This window comes from Bradyrhizobium sp. LeoA1Lang, assembly GCF_055413685.1.
The window spans coordinates 1-15,643 of the sequence record NZ_JBVAPG010000175.1 but is presented as its reverse complement, the minus strand read 5'-3'; the positions used below and the strand labels follow the sequence as shown (position 1 = coordinate 15,643).

Below are 15,643 nucleotides of genomic sequence, written 5' to 3'. Positions count from 1 at the left end.
CAAACTCGATCGCGACCATGCGGCTGCGCTTGATCCGAGCGCTGATCAGCACCTTACAGAGATGTCCCTGCTGTGGCGCCACCCAGCTCCAAACACGCGACGAAAACTCGTGACGCAGTAAGACTAATTCGTTTGTAACAGCGATTACTTCGGCTTATAGGGCACTTATGCGGAAACTCGACCCTGTGAAGCACGAAAATAAGCGTCAGGAAATTTTGACGGCGGCGATGCGCTGCTTTTTGCGGAGCGGACTCAAGGGAGCCTCCACGGCCCAAATATGCTCCGAAGCAAAGATCAGCCCTGGGCACCTCTATCATTATTTCGAGAGCAAGGAAGCGATCATTGGAGCACTGTCAGAGGCATACCTTCAGACGGCAGCGGAACGCTTTAGAGCAGCAGTTGGCGGAGATCGCTCGGTAATCAATGCGATTCTTTCCGAAATGGACATGCAGGCGAAAGGGAGCCAGCCGGCCAAACTCGCGCTTCTGTTCGAAGTCTTCGCCGAGAGTGCGCGCAACCCCGAAATAGCGAAGATATTGCGGACATACGACCTAAGCAGGCGTGGCGTGATGGCGGAAGTCCTACGTCACGGACAAAGGCGAGGCGAAATCGATCCCAAATTGGATCCGGAGGCTGGGGCGACGGCGGTAATCGGCCTTGTTGACGCAGCGAAAGCGATGACCCTTCGCGCGTCGCGATCCGACGTTAAAAAGGTTCAAGACACATTCAAGTCGATATTGACGGGACTTCTCCGTTCACCGACGCAAAAGGCACCGAAATCAACACCACCTTCCCGCTCGCGTCCATGATCGGGCCGGGACGTTGGTACGCCACGACGTACCCGCAAAAAAGGTCTTGCCCCCCATTCCAGCAAAGGCTGATTCGGCAAACACCGATCAGTGACCTATTGGACTTGCGGGGTGCGGCACGAAGGTTGCGAGTTCGCTCACGATCGTCGGGACACCGCTTCATCGAACGGATCGACAGCGACCGTCTCGAAGTCCGCGTCGCGCTCGATCGGCGGCCGGATCGCTTGGCGTTGCACCTCGTCACGCTGCACCGGTGACAATGACGGACTGACGCCGACAAGTCGCTGGCCGCAGCCAGCGAGCCCAGCCGTCAGGATCGCGCCGCCTAGCGAGGCGGGAACGCATTTTGCTCATGGCGCGGCCTACCCGAACTGGACGCGGCAGAGCCGTTCGGAGACTTCCCACAGGCGGAAAGCGACTTCGGCGTCCTTGGCCTGGGGCGGCAGCTTCGCCTCCGCCGGGTGTCCACGCATCTCGTTCATTTTGTCGGGCCCATAGTACGTGCCGGGACGCGCGTCGGGCGAGGTGGCGGCGAAGAGGGTCGGCAGCGCGCCTTGCGCAGCCGGCTGGAACATAAACCAGAAAAGCCGCCGCGTAAGACCGAAGATGCTGCTTCGCCCGGCACCATTGGGCAGCAAATCGGTGCGCGAGACGCCGGGATGGGCCGCGAGGCTGGCGACACCCCAGCGGCCGCGATCACTGCGGCGCTGAAGCTCAAGCGCGAACATCAAGTCGGCCAGCTTCGACTGGCTGTAGATCGCCATCGGCTTGTAATCGCGCTCCCCCTGGAGGTTGTCGAAGTCGATCTTGCCATTGCGCGCCGCGACACTGGATATCGTCACCACGCGCGGGTCGCGGCCCTTGCGAAGCAACGGCATCAGTCCGGCCGTGAGCGCGAAGTGGCCGAGATAGTTGGTCCCGAATTGAAGCTCGAACCCGTCCGAGGTCACGCGCCGAACCGGCGGGACCATCACCCCGGCGTTGTTGATGAGCACGTCGAGGCTGGCGCGCGTGCCGCGCAGCCGCTCGCTAAAGGCGGCGATCGAAATCAGATTCGCAAGGTCCAGCTCCTCGAAGCCAGCATTCGCCTGCGGCACTGCCTCGCGGATGCGGGCCAATGCCTCCGCACCCTTGGCAGGGTTGCGCCCGGCCACGATGACCTCCGCACCGGCGCGAGCAAGCGCCAGAGCGTCTTCGAAGCCGAGCCCTCCCGTGCCGGTTACGACGACGGATCGGCCGTGCAGCGATGGCATGTCGGCCGTAGTCCACTTTGCCATATCGATTCCTTTGGATCTCGACGCCCGAAGGCTCATTGCGTTCGCTGCGTCAACGACGCGACCACCGCCGCACCGGCCTTCGGGGCCTTCTCAACACAGCGAGCAACCCAGCACCCGATTCGTCCATTCGTCGCTTATATTAGATCGATCATTCGATCTATTTAATATTCAGAGAGCGGCCGCGCAACTGCTCACCCCGGGTGGCGCTTGAATAATTACACTTAGTGTAATACATTTACTACACTCAGTGCGAGTTTTTCGAAAGGATCTGCAATGCCGAGTTGGAAAGCGTTAGCCGCAGCAGGAATCGTCTCCATGCTCATCGCAGGCACCACCGGTGCCTTGGCCCAAAGCAAGAAGCCCGATGATATCGTCGGCATATGGGAAACCGACAGCCTCAAAATCGACATGTTCAATGCCGGCCCAGAATACAATGCGCGCCTGCTCTGGGGCGACAAAGTCGTCGAGGCCGACGGTAAGACGTTCAAGCTCGACGCCCACAATCCAGATCCGTCGCTACGGTCGAGATCTCTGAAGGGAATTGTGATGATCAAGGGACTTACGTGGAAGGACGGGAAGTATACCGGAGGTACGCTGTATGACGGCCGTTCGGGACAAACTTACAACTGCGATGCAGAAGTCGCCGAAGGCGAACTCCGTCTGCGCGGCCACATGGGAGTTTCGCTTCTCGGCCGAACAGTTGTTTTCAGAAGGGCGGCGGGGGCGGCGGGCCCGAAATCCTGACAGCGGCGCCGGACGACGAAAGCTCCCGGTATCGGGCAACATTCCCGCCTGCGGCTCGGAATAGCATCATCGGAAGAGCCGACCTCTCAGCGCGAAAGCTCAGAGCTCGGCCTTCAAGTTCGCGAACGAATCGCGGAGATAGGCCGAGAGAGGGCGTTTTCCCTCCTCGGTGCCCCACGCCTCGAGCGCCAGACGCATCGCGCCGATCGACATCATGGCGACCGCGCGCAACGCCTTCCGTCGCTTCGGTTCCGGCCACATGATGCAGAGCGCCTCGAATACGGCCTGCTCGCTCTCGACATATTTGGCGTGGGTCCGGGCCGCCAATGCTTCGTTCGAGCGCATCAGCTTGTCGATCATGATGCTCTTGTCAGAGTGATAACGCGCCGTGAGTTTCAATAGAGCATTCTTCACTGCTTCAAGCGGGGGCTGCTTGGTGGACTGTTCCAAAACCACGCTCCTGAGCGCCTCCGCCAGTCCCCGCTGCCAAGCGAGCACAATCTCCTCCTTGGACTTGAAGTAGTAGAAGAAGGTCCTTCGCGAAATTCCCGAAGCTTCCGCGATTGTCTCGAGAGTGGTCGCGTCGTAGCCGTGCTTCACAAACAGTTGCAGACCCGTTTCGGCTATGCGTTGCAGGGTTTCGCGCCTTTTGCGTTCGCGAACCCCCTCTTCCTTCGGAGATGTGTTCTTCATGACCTATTGTCGCATGAATTTCAGCCCTTGGTGACCTTCATCGAGTGCAATAATGGATTCTTGCGCATAGTGCGATTCTCTGTCCAGTAAGGTCAAGAGCGCATGGTTTCCTTCTTCAGACAACGGCCGGTCTTCGCTGCTGGGATAGGCCGTCAGGATGCGAAGAGCAAGCCGCGGACAATAGCAGAGTCTGTATGCACAACCTTGCGAAGCGAGTGCGGGAGTCCGGGCAAATTCGCCTTCTCGCCGAACGTCAATCCACTGGAGTCACAGCGCTGCTTTGCAGCGGACGCAATCAGTATCTCAAGACGCCGGCGAGGCTTTTGAGCGCTCGGCAGCCCCGGCGATTTGGGCGGCCGTTGCATCCGGGTTCGCGCTGGCTCGCAGTGTTAGTATCCTCGATTCGTTCCACGACGACGCCTGCCAAGGTGGTATAGGCGGTCACGGCTTGCTCGGCATTGCCGACGAGAACGCGGCATAGGTCCGCGCCCGGGCGTATTGCTGGAAGTCGTTCACCTCGATCGGACCGAATGTCGCCGCCTTCTCGAAGGCTTCGGCGCATTTCGCAAACTCCGCGAGCATGTAGGTGGCACGCCCCAGGCCGACGTATCCGCTCGCGTCCCCGTGCTCGATTCCGTTGCTGAAGTGCTCGGCCGCGTCTTCGTAGCGACCAACCTTCAGATAGAGCGCGCCCAAGCCGACGCTGGCCTCCGCAAGGCTCGGATCGAGAGCGAGCGCGGAGAGGAAAGCTTCTTCCGACTCTTCGACGTCGCCTCTCCTGCCGGCAAGAATCGCTAGTCGGAGCCAGATGTCGGCGTGGACGATCTCCAGCTCCAACGCTTTGCACAAGCAGGTCTCGGCCAAGTCGTCGCGGGAGAGGCATTCATAGACGCTCGAAAGGTCGCGCCACAGCCGGACGTCGGTCGGCGCCAGGGAAAGGGCCGCGACGAACGCCTCCACGGCCAGTTCGTAATTCTCTGCCCTACAACACATCGATCCGAACTGACGCAACGTCGGCAAGGGTGCCCCATGCCTCTCGAGGAGGGTCACGACAATGGGAAATCTATTCTTTAGATCATCCAACTTGTCGGAGACGCTATCGGCATCCAGCAGGTTAAGCGCCAAGTCGATCGAAGCTGTCTTCATCGGGCCGAGGTTCGTCTGTGCTTCGATGTGGTCCGCAGCGGCCACCAAGCCGGTCCGCAACGTACCCCGGAGGTGGCCACGCTGAAGACGACCGGCCGTCACGAGCGCACCATCGTCACCAGGACCCCGCGGATGTCGCCCTCCGATTCGAGGGAAACCAGCTGATGGTCCCCGCGGGTCGCTGACGATTCCCCGTGCGCAACTGCGATCGACTGAAGATTGAGGACAGCCGCCGCAAGGCAACGAATGAGACTCCGACGGTCGAACTTCATGGCAACTCTCCTTCGATAAATGAGAGGAAATCGTGCGAGATGTGTGGCTCTCGACGAAGCGGTTCGAGGCAGACGTTCGGTTCAAAGGTATTGCTGAGGGACGATTTCGCTCCCAAGATCACGTGACGAACGGAAGACCGGTCGTCGCCCTTCCGGTGAGGCTCAGAATCGCGTTGGCCACGGCGGGAGCGATCAATGGCACACCGGGTTCGCCCACACCCGTCGGGTTCCTCCGCGAAGGCACGATGTAGGTTTCGACGGAAGGCGCCTCGTCCATGCGAAGAACCCTGTAACCGTCGAAGTTCGTTTCCTGCGGAACGCCGCGATCAAGCGTTATGCGGCCGTAGAGCGCGGCGCTCAGTCCGAAGCAGACCCCACCCTCCATCTGCGCGGCAATCTGGTTCGGAGCTACGGCGACGCCGCAATCAACCGCGCAGACCACGCGGCGCACTTTCGGGATTCCTCCGCGCATGGATACTTCGGCCACCTGGGCGACGACGGTACCGAAGCATTCGTGAACGGCGAGCCCACGTGCCCACCCGGCTTCGATCGGGCCGGCCCAACCGGCCTTCTTGCAGACAAGCTCCAATACGGCGAGCCGACGGACATCGCCTGCCTTCGCATAGATTGCGCGGCGGTACTCGGCCGGATCGCGTTTGGCCCGACGCGCGAGTTGGTCGACTGTATGTTCGAGGACCATGGCCGTGTGAGAGTTGCCGACCGAGCGCCAGAATGCCGGAGGCACGGCGAGCTTCGGCGTGAAAACCTTGCCATCGACCACGGCCGCGACGGCAAGGTACGGCGAATTCTTGATGCCCTCGACAGCGAGTTCGTTGGCGCCGAACGGAATCAGCGCCTGCGCCACGGCGTGATGGCGCCAGGCAGCCGGAAGGCCTGCGTCGCCGCACTTGATGGAAATCCTGTGGTGAACCATCGGCCGGTAGTATCCTGAAGTCATGTCGTCTTCTCGCGTCCAGACGAGCTTGACCGGCCTGCCGCCGCCCACGTGACGGGCAATGTTGACGCATTCGACAACGTAGTCGGACGTCATGATGCCCCGACGTCCAAACGATCCGCCCGCCGGCAGCGTTTCGATCTCGACCATGCCGGGCAGCGAGATCGCCGTCAGCGCGGCATTGATCTGGTCCATGGTCTGTACTTGCGACGCGAATGTCAGCTTCACCTTGTGTCCGTCGACCCGGGCGACGCAGTTCATCGGCTCCATCGGAGCATGTGCGAGATACGGGAAGTCGAACGACGTTTCGAAAAGTTCTCCATCGAAGGCCCGCTCGACATTGCCGACGGTCTGGAACGCCGCGCCCGTCACATCGGTTTTGCCGTTGGCGATATCGTGGTAGAGAGCCCGCAGTTCGTCCGACGAACGCGTCTCGGCCTTTGCGTCGTCCCAAGTGATCTTGAGCGCGTCGCGCCCGCGGCGCGCGGACCAGGTGTCTTCCGCAACCACCGCCACGCCACTCGCGATCTCGAACACGTCCACCACGCCGGGTATTCTTCGGGCCGCGCCGGCGTCGAAGCTGGCGAGCTTGCCTCCGAAACGGGGAGGGTGGGCGACCATTGCCGTGAGCATGCGCGGAAGCTGGACATCCTGCGTGTAACGCGCAGTACCGTTGCTCTTGGATAGGCTATCCTTGCGGCGCACAAGATCCGTTCCGATCAATTTGTAGTCCTTGGGATCCTTGAGCGTCGGATTCGCCGGCGGAGTGACCTTCGCCGCGTCAGCGAGCAACTCAACGAAAGTTTCCCGACGGTCCGAACCGGCGTGATGTACGACGCCGCTTCGTACGCTGATCGAGGCGACGGGTACGCCCCACTTTCCGGCAGCAGCCTGCACGAACATCGCGCGCGCGGCGGCACCGGCGTGGCGAAGCTGGTCCCACGAGCCTGCGATGGCGCTCGAGCCCGCGGTAGCCTGGATTCCCATCACCGTGTTCTTGTAGATGGCGGCATTTGCGGGGGACGACTCGAGCCTGACTTTTTCCCAATCCGCGTCGAGTTCTTCCGCGACGATTGCCGCGAGGCCCGCGTGGATGCCCTGCCCCATCTCCTGATACTTGTTGACGACGGTAACCCAGCCCGCTTCGTCGATCTTGATGAACGGCCCGAACGCGCTTGGATCCGGGCTTTGCGCGCCGATGCTCAGCGCGCCGGACGCAACGGCTCCTATGTTTCCCGCCGTGTAACCGACCACCAGCGCCCCGCCCAACAGGCTGCCGCCCAAGACCAGACGCCGGCGGGTGAGCGCGGGCGATCGCGACGACCGTTCTTCGGATTTACGTTCGGACATCACGCGACTCCTGCCGCATCCTTGATCGCCGCTCTGATGCGCTGATAGGTCCCGCATCGGCAGATGTTGCCGCTCATGGCACTGTCAATGTCGGCGTCGGTGGGCTTAGAGATCGCTTCAAGCAGCGCGGCGGCTTGCATGATCTGGCCGGACTGGCAGTAGCCGCATTGCGGAACGTCGTGCTTGACCCAAGCGGCAAGCAGGCGATGGTCTGCCCCCAACCCCTCGATCGTCCTGATCCTCATGCCTTGCGCGTCGGCTACGGAAATCGAGCACGAACGCAGAGCCTGCCCGTCCGCATGAACCGTACAGGCTCCGCATTGGGCGACGCCGCAACCGTACTTCGTCCCGGTCAACCCGAGATGATCGCGGATGGCCCAGAGCAACGGCATGCGGACATCGCCGTCGAAGTTCCGGTCGTTTCCATTGACGTTGAGCTTCATCACCGCGCTCCTTGCCTCCGCCCCGGCCCGCGGCGGAGCGGCTAAATAATTGCACCAAGTGTAAATTTTATATCGCACTCAGTGCAACAACAAGCCCAGAGGTTGAGCTTTTATGTGGCCATTTGGCGCGTACACAATATCTTTAGTCGCTTTCGAGTTGGACTCAGGCCCCCTTAAATAGAGCGACCGGTCTAATTCTCTTGACGCTAAAATTCGTCCTCGATAATAGATCGATCATTCCGTCTATTGTTCCGGGGGAATGCCATGCGATTGCTTCGAGCCCATCGTGGATCAGTCGACCCCCGCGGCTGTGAGAGCGACGCGGGTCACCAACTTGCCGCCGTGCCGAGGCGAATTCACAACACCTCCACTCTCGGCACTTGGTGGCGCCCGGCTTAGCGCTATTTGCGCCTCAGATCGGACAAAGTTGAATCCGGATGGCAGCCTCCTTCGACCGGAACGAACTTTGAATGCAAGGCCGAGGCAAGGAACCAAGTTACTACGCGGCGCTGGCGCGCTCGCAGAAAGAGGTCGAACAATGATCGATTGGGCAGGGAAACCAGCCAGGCGAACGATCGCGGCGCTTATGGCCGTTGCGGTATCATGGCCAATCCCTCAATCGGCCATGGCTGCGACGGTCTATGCGCGGTATTCGCTGGCTTATCTGGGGGTTCGGGTCGGCGAGGTTAAGACGGCGAACGACATTGGCGCGTCATCCTACCAAGCTGACCTTGATGCCCAGCTAACGGGCGCCGCGAGAGTCGCTATGTCGTATAAGATCAACATGAAGGCGAATGGGCTTGTCCGCGAAGGAGCCCTTCTTCCCTCGCACTTCACGACCAGCCAAGTCGGGACCGGCAGAGCGCAAAGCATACGGGTGTCGCTCAAGGGCGGCAACGCGCAAACCACCGAGATTGATCCACCGATCGAAGATAACCCTGCACTGGTTCCTTTGAAGGAAGAATACAAGCAAAATGTGGTCGATCCCGTTAGCGCACTCATACTGACTGTTCCGCCCGGTGACGATGGAGTGGGCCCCTCCTCCTGCAACCGAACCTTGCGCGTGTTCAACGGTGTTTTCCGGGCGGATATAACCCTCTCTTACCTCAGGACGGAGCAACTCAAGACCCGAGGCTATTCCGGTCCCGCGGCCGTATGCTCCGCGCGGTTCGTCCCTCTCGCGGGTCACGACCCAAATTCGTCGATGACAAAATTCATGGTCGCCAACCAGGGTATCGAAGTTCGCCTGGCTCCGGTGAGGGGCACTTCAATGGTCATGTTAGTCTCGGCGACCGTACCCATGCCGTTGGGTACCGGAGTCATAAAGCTCGAGGAACACAAGACGCAATCACTGCCCGTCGGCACGCGCAATTGAAGCAGTCCGATGACGAACCCAGCCAATTAGAGCATGATCCGGAAAAGTGGAAACCGGTTTTCCGAAAAGATCATGCTCAAACAAAGAGATGAGATCATGATCCGATTCCGTCTAATCGGATCATGATCGAGCCGCAAGCAGCCCATCGCGCCAGCCGCCGTGGGCGCTAAAGTTTCCGCTTCTCCTCATCATTCAGGAGCTCTTTCTCCTGATCGGTCAGGTCACCGTGACCCAAGACCTGCACCGCTCCGTTTGTGTTGTATGTCTGCCGCCCCTGCATTTTGCGCGAACGCTCGTCGTCATTGCTATTCGGCGCAGCACCATCACCGCCGCCGAAGCCGAGGAATTCGACGATGATGATCGAGGGCTGTTCTGCGGTTCCGGTCTGGGCCGGTTTCGCCACCTGTTGGGCGGCGCCGGCGGTGTTCGACGCCTCGGTGAGACCGCCGATGTTCGGGGCCTGGATTGTGGGCACACCGGTCGTATTGCCCTGCGCCTGGATATTGGCGGCGTTGAGGATCTGCAGCGCCGCGAGGTTGACGTTACCCGAGGAGCGGATGCCCGCCTCGCCCGCATCGATCGTGCCGAGCGGTGCGATCAGATCGACATTGCCCGCAGGAATGCCCGGGATCGGGTTGAGGGTCGCGATGCCCGCACCTGAGGACGGCACATTCGGCGACAGGGTCACGCCGCCATAATCGTCATAGACGCGCCTTGCCGGCGTGTAGACGATCGCGCTCTTTGCGCCGCGGCCGGCGTTGATGTCGCCTTCCGCCGACCAGATCAAGATATCTCCGCCGAAGGTGGTCATGATGCGCGACAGGCCGAGCAGCACGCTGCCCTTGGAATACATCTGAATGTCGCCCTCGCCCTGCGTGATGATACCCGCACTTGACGGCGGCACCGTGCCTTCCACGCCGACGATGATCTGCCCGTTCGGCGCGAGCATCTGGATGTTGCCGCCGAAGTTGGTGCGGATACTCGACCCTCCGAAGATGGTGATGTCCCCCTTGCGCTCGGTCGGATTGCCATTGGCGTCCGTCTCGGGGAACAGCATGGCGATCGCCTCGCGGCCGCGCAGATAGGAGTTGAAGCGCATGCTGTTCGGATCGTTGTATTCGCGGCCGCCTTCGCGCAGCTCGGCGAAGTAGACCTGGCGCAGGAAGATCGCGCGTTGTTCGACCGGAAGCGCATCGAAAAAAGCGATCGCCTGCTCGACCGTGCCCTGGAAGCCGAACCGACCCTTGAGCCATGTGCTCAAATTCGGCTTCGTAGATCTTCGCGACCTTGCCGGGTTGATCGGCCAGAGGGACACCGGGCTGCGCGAGGTTGGCCGGATCGAGATAGCGCGCTGCAAGAGCAGCGTAGTCCGGACCGCTCGATCCAACGCCGGCCTGCAGGACAATATCGGCGCCGGGACGCAGATCCCCCGCGACCAGCGGCCCGACGCTGGAAAACGGACCATTGACCAGCGTCCCCGGATCGGACTGGAAGACGTTGCGGCCGGCCGTCACTTCCAGCGAGGCACCGAGAAGAGTGATCGACTGGCCGGCTGCCGGAGCCAGAACCTCCGGCAGGCACCGCGGGTTCCAGCCTCGCGCCTTCCAGCGTCGAGTTCACGCGCCGCTCACGGACTGCTGATCGCGGCAACGGAACCGGACGCATCGCGGTTCCGTTGAAGGCCGGGGGCCAACTTGGGAGAACCATCCTATGCGTAGACTGATTATCGCCGCCACCGCACTGGCGTTCATTTCGTCGGCCGCTTCAGCACAGACCACCGACAAGGCCGGCGGCGCGACTGGCCAAGCGGCACAGAGCGACAATGCGAGCAAGGATGATGCGTCGAAAATGGCGCCGAAGAAGAGCTCGAAGAAGGTGGCCAAGAAGTCGTCGAAGAAATCCGGCGAAGACACGATGCATCAGTAAGACAGGATTCATGGGGATCAAGGCCGTCCTTCGGGGCGGCCTTTTTTGATGTGCCCTCGTCGCTGTGCTCACCGTCCTTCCGTCCGGATTTCCACTGAATTTGCAGGCCACTGCACGCACCGGGAGGAACATTTCCCTTGGTGTCGAATTACCGGCTGAAGACCTGCGGGCATGGACGTGTGATGCTGAACCTCTTTGACGATTCGGAAGAAGAAGCAGAGATCGAAAAGATCCTGGCGCATCACACCGCCATCAGCGCCGACACCGACGAGCAGCAGTTTCGCGATGTGCTTCAGGCGCTGCCCGCCGCGATCTACACGACGGATGCGGAAGGCCGCATCACCTTCTTCAACGAGGCCTGCATCGAGTTTGCCGGACATGTGCCTGCCATCGGCGACATGTGGTGCGTGAGCTGGAAGCTGTTCCGCCCGGACGGCACGCCGCTTCCGCATGGGGAGTGTCCGATGGCGGTCGCGCTTCGTGAGAACCGCCCGGTCCGCAACATGGAAGCAATCGCCGAGCGGCCCGACGGCTCGCGCATCTGCTTCATGCCCTATCCCACACCCTTGCGCGACGCTGAGGGGCGGCTGATCGGCGCCGTCAACATGCTGGTCGATACCACCATGCGCAAGCAGGCCGAGGAGCGCATGATGCGGCTCGCCTGGGAGGTCGATCATCGCGCCAACAATCTGCTCGCGGTGATCCAGGCGATCCTGCGCCTGACCAAGGCCGATACCGCGCAGGAGTTCCAGGCGGCCTTCCAGGGGCGCCTCAGCGTGCTCGCCAATGTGCAGCGGCTGTTCTCGGTCTCACGCTGGACCGGCGCCAACATCCGCGCGATCATCGAACAGGAGCTCAAGCCCTATGCGGTACACGACTCGAGGCGGGTCGCGATCGACGGCGGCGATTTGAGGCTGACGGCCACGGTGGCGCAGGCGATCGCGGTCTCCGTGCACGAGCTCGCCACCAACGCCGCCAAATATGGCTCGCTCTCTAGCCCCTCGGGAAAGATCGCCGTCAGTTGGCGGACCGATAACGCCAACCTTTCCCTGCGCTGGCAGGAGAGCGGCGGTCCCAAGGTGGCCGCGCCCACCCGGACCGGATTTGGCGTCGGCGCCGTCGACGGCGTGGTTCGCACGTTGAGCGGCACCATCACCCGGCAGTGGGAGCCGGAGGGGCTGATCTGCGAGTTCTGCTTCCCGGATATCGCGGCATAGGGCAAATCGCGAGCGGCCCCCTTACATCTGCACCTCGATCAGCCTCGGTCCCGGCTCGGCGATCGCCTCCGCGAGCGCCTTGTTGAACTCCTCAGCAGTCGCGACCGCGCGGCCCGGCACGCCCATGCCCTTGGCGAGCGAGACGAAGTCGATGGTCGGCCGGTCGATCTTCAGCATGTCCTGCGCGCGCTTGCCCGGCTCGCCGGCGCCGACGCCATCGAACTCGCCGCGCAGGATCTGATAGATGCGATTGGCGAACACGATGGTGACGACGTTGAGGTTCTCGCGCGCCTGCGTCCACAGCGCCTGGATCGTGTACATCGAAGAGCCGTCGCCGACCATGCAGATCACCTTGCGGTCGGGAGCGGCTACGGCAGCGCCGGTCGCAACCGGCGGCGAGAAGCCGATCGAGCCGCCCATGTTCTGCAGCCAGTCATGGGGCGCTGCGGCCGCCGTCGGCGGGAAGAAGCCGCGGCCGGTGGTGATGGATTCATCGACCACGATTGCGTTCTCCGGAATTGCGCACGCGATCGCCTGCGCGATCGAGGCAAACGTCAGCGCACCGGTCGGCTTCGCAAGCTCGACGAGCTTCTGCGGCTTGACGTCCTGCGGCTTGGCCCCAAGCGCGCCGGCGAGCGCCTCCAGCGCAGCCACCGAATTCTCGCCGCCCGAGGTCATGCGATGCACCTCGCAACCCTCCGGCTTCAACAAGCTCGGCTTGTTCGGGTAGGCGAAGAAGGCGACGGGGTCGTTGGCCTCGACCAGCACGATGTTCTTGAAGTCCTTGAGGATCGGCAGCGCCTGCTCGATCACGTAAGGAATGCGGTCGATCAGGAAGCGGCCTCTGCCGCGGGCCATCTTCGGATTGTAGGTCTGGCCCATCACCTTGCAGCCGGTCTTGCCGGCGATCTGCTGCGCCAGCGCCAGCCCATGCTCGGTCAGCGCGCTTCCCGTCAGCAGCAACAGGTTCTGCGCGCTGCCTTCGCGCAAGACCTTGGCCGCCGCTTCCACCGCCTGGGCCGAATAGTTCGGCCGCTGGGTTTCCGCCGGGACCTGCGCGATGCCGTCGGCCTCGTTCCAGGCGGTGTCGGCCGGCAGGATCAGGGTCGCGATCTGCGGCGGCGCGCTCTTGGCAGCGGCAATCGCGGCAGCGCCATCGGCGGCGACCGACTTGGCATCCGGCGAGGTCCTGACCCAGGCCGACATCGGCCGCGCCAGGCCCTCGATGTCGGAGGTCAGCGGCGCGTTATAGGCGATGTGGTAGGTCGCGTGCTGGCCGACGATGTTGACGATGCCGGAATTCGCCTTCTTGGCGTTGTGCAGGTTGGCAAGGCCGTTGGCGAGACCGGGGCCCAGATGCAGCAGCGTCGAAGCGGGTGTTTCCTTGATACGGAAATAACCGTCGGCCGCCCCCGTCACCACGCCCTCGAACAGGCCGAGCACGCAGCGCATGCCCTCGACCCTATCCAGCGCGGCGACGAAATGCATCTCCGAGGTGCCGGGGTTGGTGAAGCAGACGTCGACGCCGCCCGCGACCAATGTCCGCACCAGACTTTCCGCACCATTCATGTCTCGCTCCCGCATCCCCGCGATGTTGTGTTGGCCCAAGTCGAGTGTCTCAAGCCTGGCGTCCCAGGCTCAGATCAACCATTGTTCGCCCGTTTCGTCAAAGGTTTAGCGGGACATTGCTGCCATCGTTTCCGATGTGTTGCCTTTTTTAACCGCGGTGTCCGAAAATCCGTTGCTCACGGCGGCGTGGGTTGCGCATTCGAACAACTTATGGCCTCACTTTCGTGAGGTTGGAAATAACGCGAGGAAGGCAATGACACGGGGCAGGGTTTTGCTGGCGGCGGCGCTCTTGATGCTGGGAGGCGCCGGTCAGGCGCAGGCCCAATTCTTCGACACCCGCGACATCATGGGCGGAGGCCCGAACTTCTTCGGCACCGGCGCGAGCCCGATCCAACGGGCGACCGTGATGTACCCGAGCCATTATGCGCCGGGCACCATCGTCATCAACACCGCCGAGCGGCGGCTCTATCTCGTCCTCAATGACGGCCAGGCGCTGCGCTATGGCATCGGGGTCGGCCGCGACGGCTTCCGCTGGGGCGGAACCCATCGCGTCACCGCCAAGAAGGAATGGCCGAGCTGGACGCCGCCGGCGCAGATGCTGCGGCGCCGTCCCGACCTGCCGCGCCACATGGCCGGCGGCATAGAAAATCCGCTCGGTGCCCGCGCGCTGTATCTCGGCTCGACGCTCTACCGCATCCACGGCTCGAACGAGCCGGAGACGATCGGACAGGCGGTATCGTCCGGCTGCTTCCGCATGACCAACGAGGATGTGGTGGATCTCTATAGCCGCGTTTCCGTTGGCACCACTGTCGTCGTCAAGAATTAGGTACGGGAACCGGCGCTGCCGTGCGCAAGCAAGCTTGCGCGCGCACGGTGATTGCGGCAGCGTTATAGCGATGTGCACGCTTCGCCGTATCCTAGCTTTCCTCGTCCTTGCAATCGCCCCGGCCGCGATCATGCCCGGCCTCGTTGCGCCGCCGGCATGGTCGGGCGAGAACCCATCGATCGCTGCGCGCCAGCGCAACGAGAAGAGAGCCTTCACCGATAGCGAGATCATCGAAGGCTTCATGAAGACGGCGTTCGGCGCCGAGTACCACCTTGCCGGCCGCGTCGACCGCATCCGCAAATATGACTCCCCGATCAGGGTGTTCGCCGATGGCACCCGCGCCGACCGCAAGGCGCAGCTCGGAAAGATCGTCGGCGACATCGCCGCCAAGGTCCAGCATCTCGACATCGCCATGACCGAGAGCAGCGAGATCGCCAATGTGAGGGTGAAGCTGGTACGCGACCGCGATCTCTATCGCACCATCACGACCTTCTATGGCAGCGAGCGGGCGAAAGAGATCCGCTCCTCGCTCGACCCGCAATGCCTGAGCGGCTTTCGCAAGAACGACAATTTCGAGATCGAGCATTCGGACGTGATCCTCACGGTCGACAACGGCGACTTCGTCTTCTTCGATTGCGCCTATGAGGAACTGCTGCAGTCGCTCGGCCCGATCAACGACACCTCTAGCGTGCCCTGGACCATGTTCAACGACAACGTCTCGATGGGCTATTTCGACGTCTACGACCAGTACATCCTCAACCTGCTCTACGATCCCCGCATCAAGGCCGGCATGACCGTGCAGGACGTCAAGGCCGTGCTGCCCGACGTCCTCGCCGACGTCCGCGCCTGGGTGAAGAAGGTGAACAATTTGCCGGAGTGAGGAGGCTCTTCCCTTCTCCCCTTGTGGGAGAAGTTGGCGCGCATGCAATGCGCGCCGGATGAGCGACTATCTGGATTGTCAAGTTGCATTGGCGTAAGCGGCACGCGCCTCGCGTGCTTTGGCGTTGAGGCGGACCAGGAGCTTACGGGCGAGCGCAATGC

14 protein-coding genes are annotated in these 15,643 nt (G+C 62.1%); 7 read left to right on the top strand and 7 right to left on the bottom strand.

Features of this window, described 5'->3' with window-relative positions; translation table 11 throughout:
• The first annotated feature begins 185 nt into the window (after positions 1–185).
• Complete coding sequence (locus ACZYOF_RS36255) at positions 186–809, top strand: TetR/AcrR family transcriptional regulator (RefSeq protein ID WP_463718763.1); 624 nt, start codon at positions 186–188, stop codon at positions 807–809.
• Between the two features lie 362 nt (positions 810–1,171).
• Here the strand turns inward: ACZYOF_RS36255 and ACZYOF_RS36250 are convergent, their stop codons facing one another.
• Positions 1,172–2,086: an SDR family oxidoreductase gene (locus tag ACZYOF_RS36250; protein WP_463718762.1), complete on the bottom strand. Its 915-nt coding sequence runs from the start codon at positions 2,084–2,086 to the stop codon at positions 1,172–1,174.
• Between the two features lie 315 nt (positions 2,087–2,401).
• Between ACZYOF_RS36250 and ACZYOF_RS36245 the strand changes: the two genes are divergently transcribed.
• A complete protein-coding gene (locus ACZYOF_RS36245) occupies positions 2,402–2,830 on the top strand; it encodes a DUF2147 domain-containing protein (RefSeq protein WP_463718761.1) in 429 nt (142 codons plus the stop codon).
• Positions 2,831–2,929: 99 nt separating this feature from the next.
• Here ACZYOF_RS36245 and ACZYOF_RS36240 read toward each other — a convergent pair whose 3' ends face one another.
• The 4 genes from ACZYOF_RS36240 to ACZYOF_RS36225 all read right to left on the bottom strand — a co-directional run bounded on the left by ACZYOF_RS36240 (position 2,930) and on the right by ACZYOF_RS36225 (position 7,692).
• Entirely contained in the window at positions 2,930–3,523 is a 594-nt protein-coding gene (locus ACZYOF_RS36240; RefSeq protein WP_463718760.1) for a TetR/AcrR family transcriptional regulator, read from the bottom strand.
• Between the two features lie 441 nt (positions 3,524–3,964).
• On the bottom strand, positions 3,965–4,714 hold the full coding sequence (locus ACZYOF_RS36235) for a tetratricopeptide repeat protein (protein WP_463718759.1): 750 nt from the start codon (positions 4,712–4,714) through the stop codon (positions 3,965–3,967).
• 345 nt (positions 4,715–5,059) lie between these two features.
• Positions 5,060–7,246 carry a xanthine dehydrogenase family protein molybdopterin-binding subunit gene (locus ACZYOF_RS36230; protein WP_463718758.1) on the bottom strand — a complete coding sequence of 729 codons (2,187 nt, stop codon included), beginning with the start codon at positions 7,244–7,246 and terminating at the stop codon, positions 5,060–5,062.
• On the bottom strand, positions 7,246–7,692 hold the full coding sequence (locus ACZYOF_RS36225; RefSeq protein ID WP_463718757.1) for a (2Fe-2S)-binding protein: 447 nt from the start codon (positions 7,690–7,692) through the stop codon (positions 7,246–7,248). Before ACZYOF_RS36225 ends, ACZYOF_RS36230 begins: the two co-directional genes overlap by 1 nt.
• A gap of 535 nt (positions 7,693–8,227) precedes the next feature.
• Here ACZYOF_RS36225 and ACZYOF_RS36220 point away from each other — a divergent pair.
• Positions 8,228–9,064 (top strand): DUF3108 domain-containing protein, encoded by an 837-nt coding sequence (locus tag ACZYOF_RS36220; protein WP_463718756.1) that lies wholly within the window; start codon positions 8,228–8,230, stop codon positions 9,062–9,064.
• A gap of 166 nt (positions 9,065–9,230) precedes the next feature.
• Here ACZYOF_RS36220 and ACZYOF_RS36215 read toward each other — a convergent pair whose 3' ends face one another.
• Positions 9,231–10,325 (bottom strand): filamentous hemagglutinin family protein, encoded by a 1,095-nt coding sequence (locus ACZYOF_RS36215; RefSeq protein ID WP_463718755.1) that lies wholly within the window; start codon positions 10,323–10,325, stop codon positions 9,231–9,233.
• A gap of 449 nt (positions 10,326–10,774) precedes the next feature.
• On the opposite strand from ACZYOF_RS36215, the gene ACZYOF_RS36210 reads away from it, so the two are divergent.
• Positions 10,775–10,990, top strand: coding sequence for a hypothetical protein (locus tag ACZYOF_RS36210; RefSeq protein WP_130578080.1), 216 nt, complete (start codon positions 10,775–10,777; stop codon positions 10,988–10,990).
• 182 nt (positions 10,991–11,172) lie between these two features.
• Positions 11,173–12,207 (top strand): HWE histidine kinase domain-containing protein, encoded by a 1,035-nt coding sequence (locus tag ACZYOF_RS36205; RefSeq protein WP_463718754.1) that lies wholly within the window; start codon positions 11,173–11,175, stop codon positions 12,205–12,207.
• Between the two features lie 21 nt (positions 12,208–12,228).
• Here the strand turns inward: ACZYOF_RS36205 and ACZYOF_RS36200 are convergent, their stop codons facing one another.
• On the bottom strand, positions 12,229–13,776 hold the full coding sequence (locus ACZYOF_RS36200; RefSeq protein ID WP_463718753.1) for an acetolactate synthase large subunit: 1,548 nt from the start codon (positions 13,774–13,776) through the stop codon (positions 12,229–12,231).
• Between the two features lie 253 nt (positions 13,777–14,029).
• Here ACZYOF_RS36200 and ACZYOF_RS36195 point away from each other — a divergent pair, with 253 nt between their 5' ends.
• Both ACZYOF_RS36195 and ACZYOF_RS36190 read left to right on the top strand, forming a co-directional pair.
• Positions 14,030–14,602 carry a L,D-transpeptidase gene (locus ACZYOF_RS36195; RefSeq protein ID WP_130584357.1) on the top strand — a complete coding sequence of 191 codons (573 nt, stop codon included), beginning with the start codon at positions 14,030–14,032 and terminating at the stop codon, positions 14,600–14,602.
• Positions 14,603–14,732: 130 nt separating this feature from the next.
• On the top strand, positions 14,733–15,482 hold the full coding sequence (locus tag ACZYOF_RS36190) for a DUF2927 domain-containing protein (protein ID WP_463718752.1): 750 nt from the start codon (positions 14,733–14,735) through the stop codon (positions 15,480–15,482).
• The last annotated feature ends 161 nt before the right edge of the window (positions 15,483–15,643 follow it).

Coding starts and splice junctions, on each gene's coding strand:
- ACZYOF_RS36220 (WP_463718756.1), top strand. CDS start 8,228: ATGATCGATTGGGCAGGGAAACCAGCCAGGCGAACGATCGCGGCGCTT.
- ACZYOF_RS36205 (WP_463718754.1), top strand. CDS start 11,173: ATGCTGAACCTCTTTGACGATTCGGAAGAAGAAGCAGAGATCGAAAAG.
- ACZYOF_RS36250 (WP_463718762.1), bottom strand. CDS start 2,086: ATGGCAAAGTGGACTACGGCCGACATGCCATCGCTGCACGGCCGATCC.
- ACZYOF_RS36210 (WP_130578080.1), top strand. CDS start 10,775: ATGCGTAGACTGATTATCGCCGCCACCGCACTGGCGTTCATTTCGTCG.
- ACZYOF_RS36240 (WP_463718760.1), bottom strand. CDS start 3,523: ATGAAGAACACATCTCCGAAGGAAGAGGGGGTTCGCGAACGCAAAAGG.
- ACZYOF_RS36200 (WP_463718753.1), bottom strand. CDS start 13,776: ATGAATGGTGCGGAAAGTCTGGTGCGGACATTGGTCGCGGGCGGCGTC.
- ACZYOF_RS36190 (WP_463718752.1), top strand. CDS start 14,733: ATGCCCGGCCTCGTTGCGCCGCCGGCATGGTCGGGCGAGAACCCATCG.
- ACZYOF_RS36230 (WP_463718758.1), bottom strand. CDS start 7,246: ATGTCCGAACGTAAATCCGAAGAACGGTCGTCGCGATCGCCCGCGCTC.
- ACZYOF_RS36195 (WP_130584357.1), top strand. CDS start 14,030: ATGACACGGGGCAGGGTTTTGCTGGCGGCGGCGCTCTTGATGCTGGGA.
- ACZYOF_RS36245 (WP_463718761.1), top strand. CDS start 2,402: ATGCTCATCGCAGGCACCACCGGTGCCTTGGCCCAAAGCAAGAAGCCC.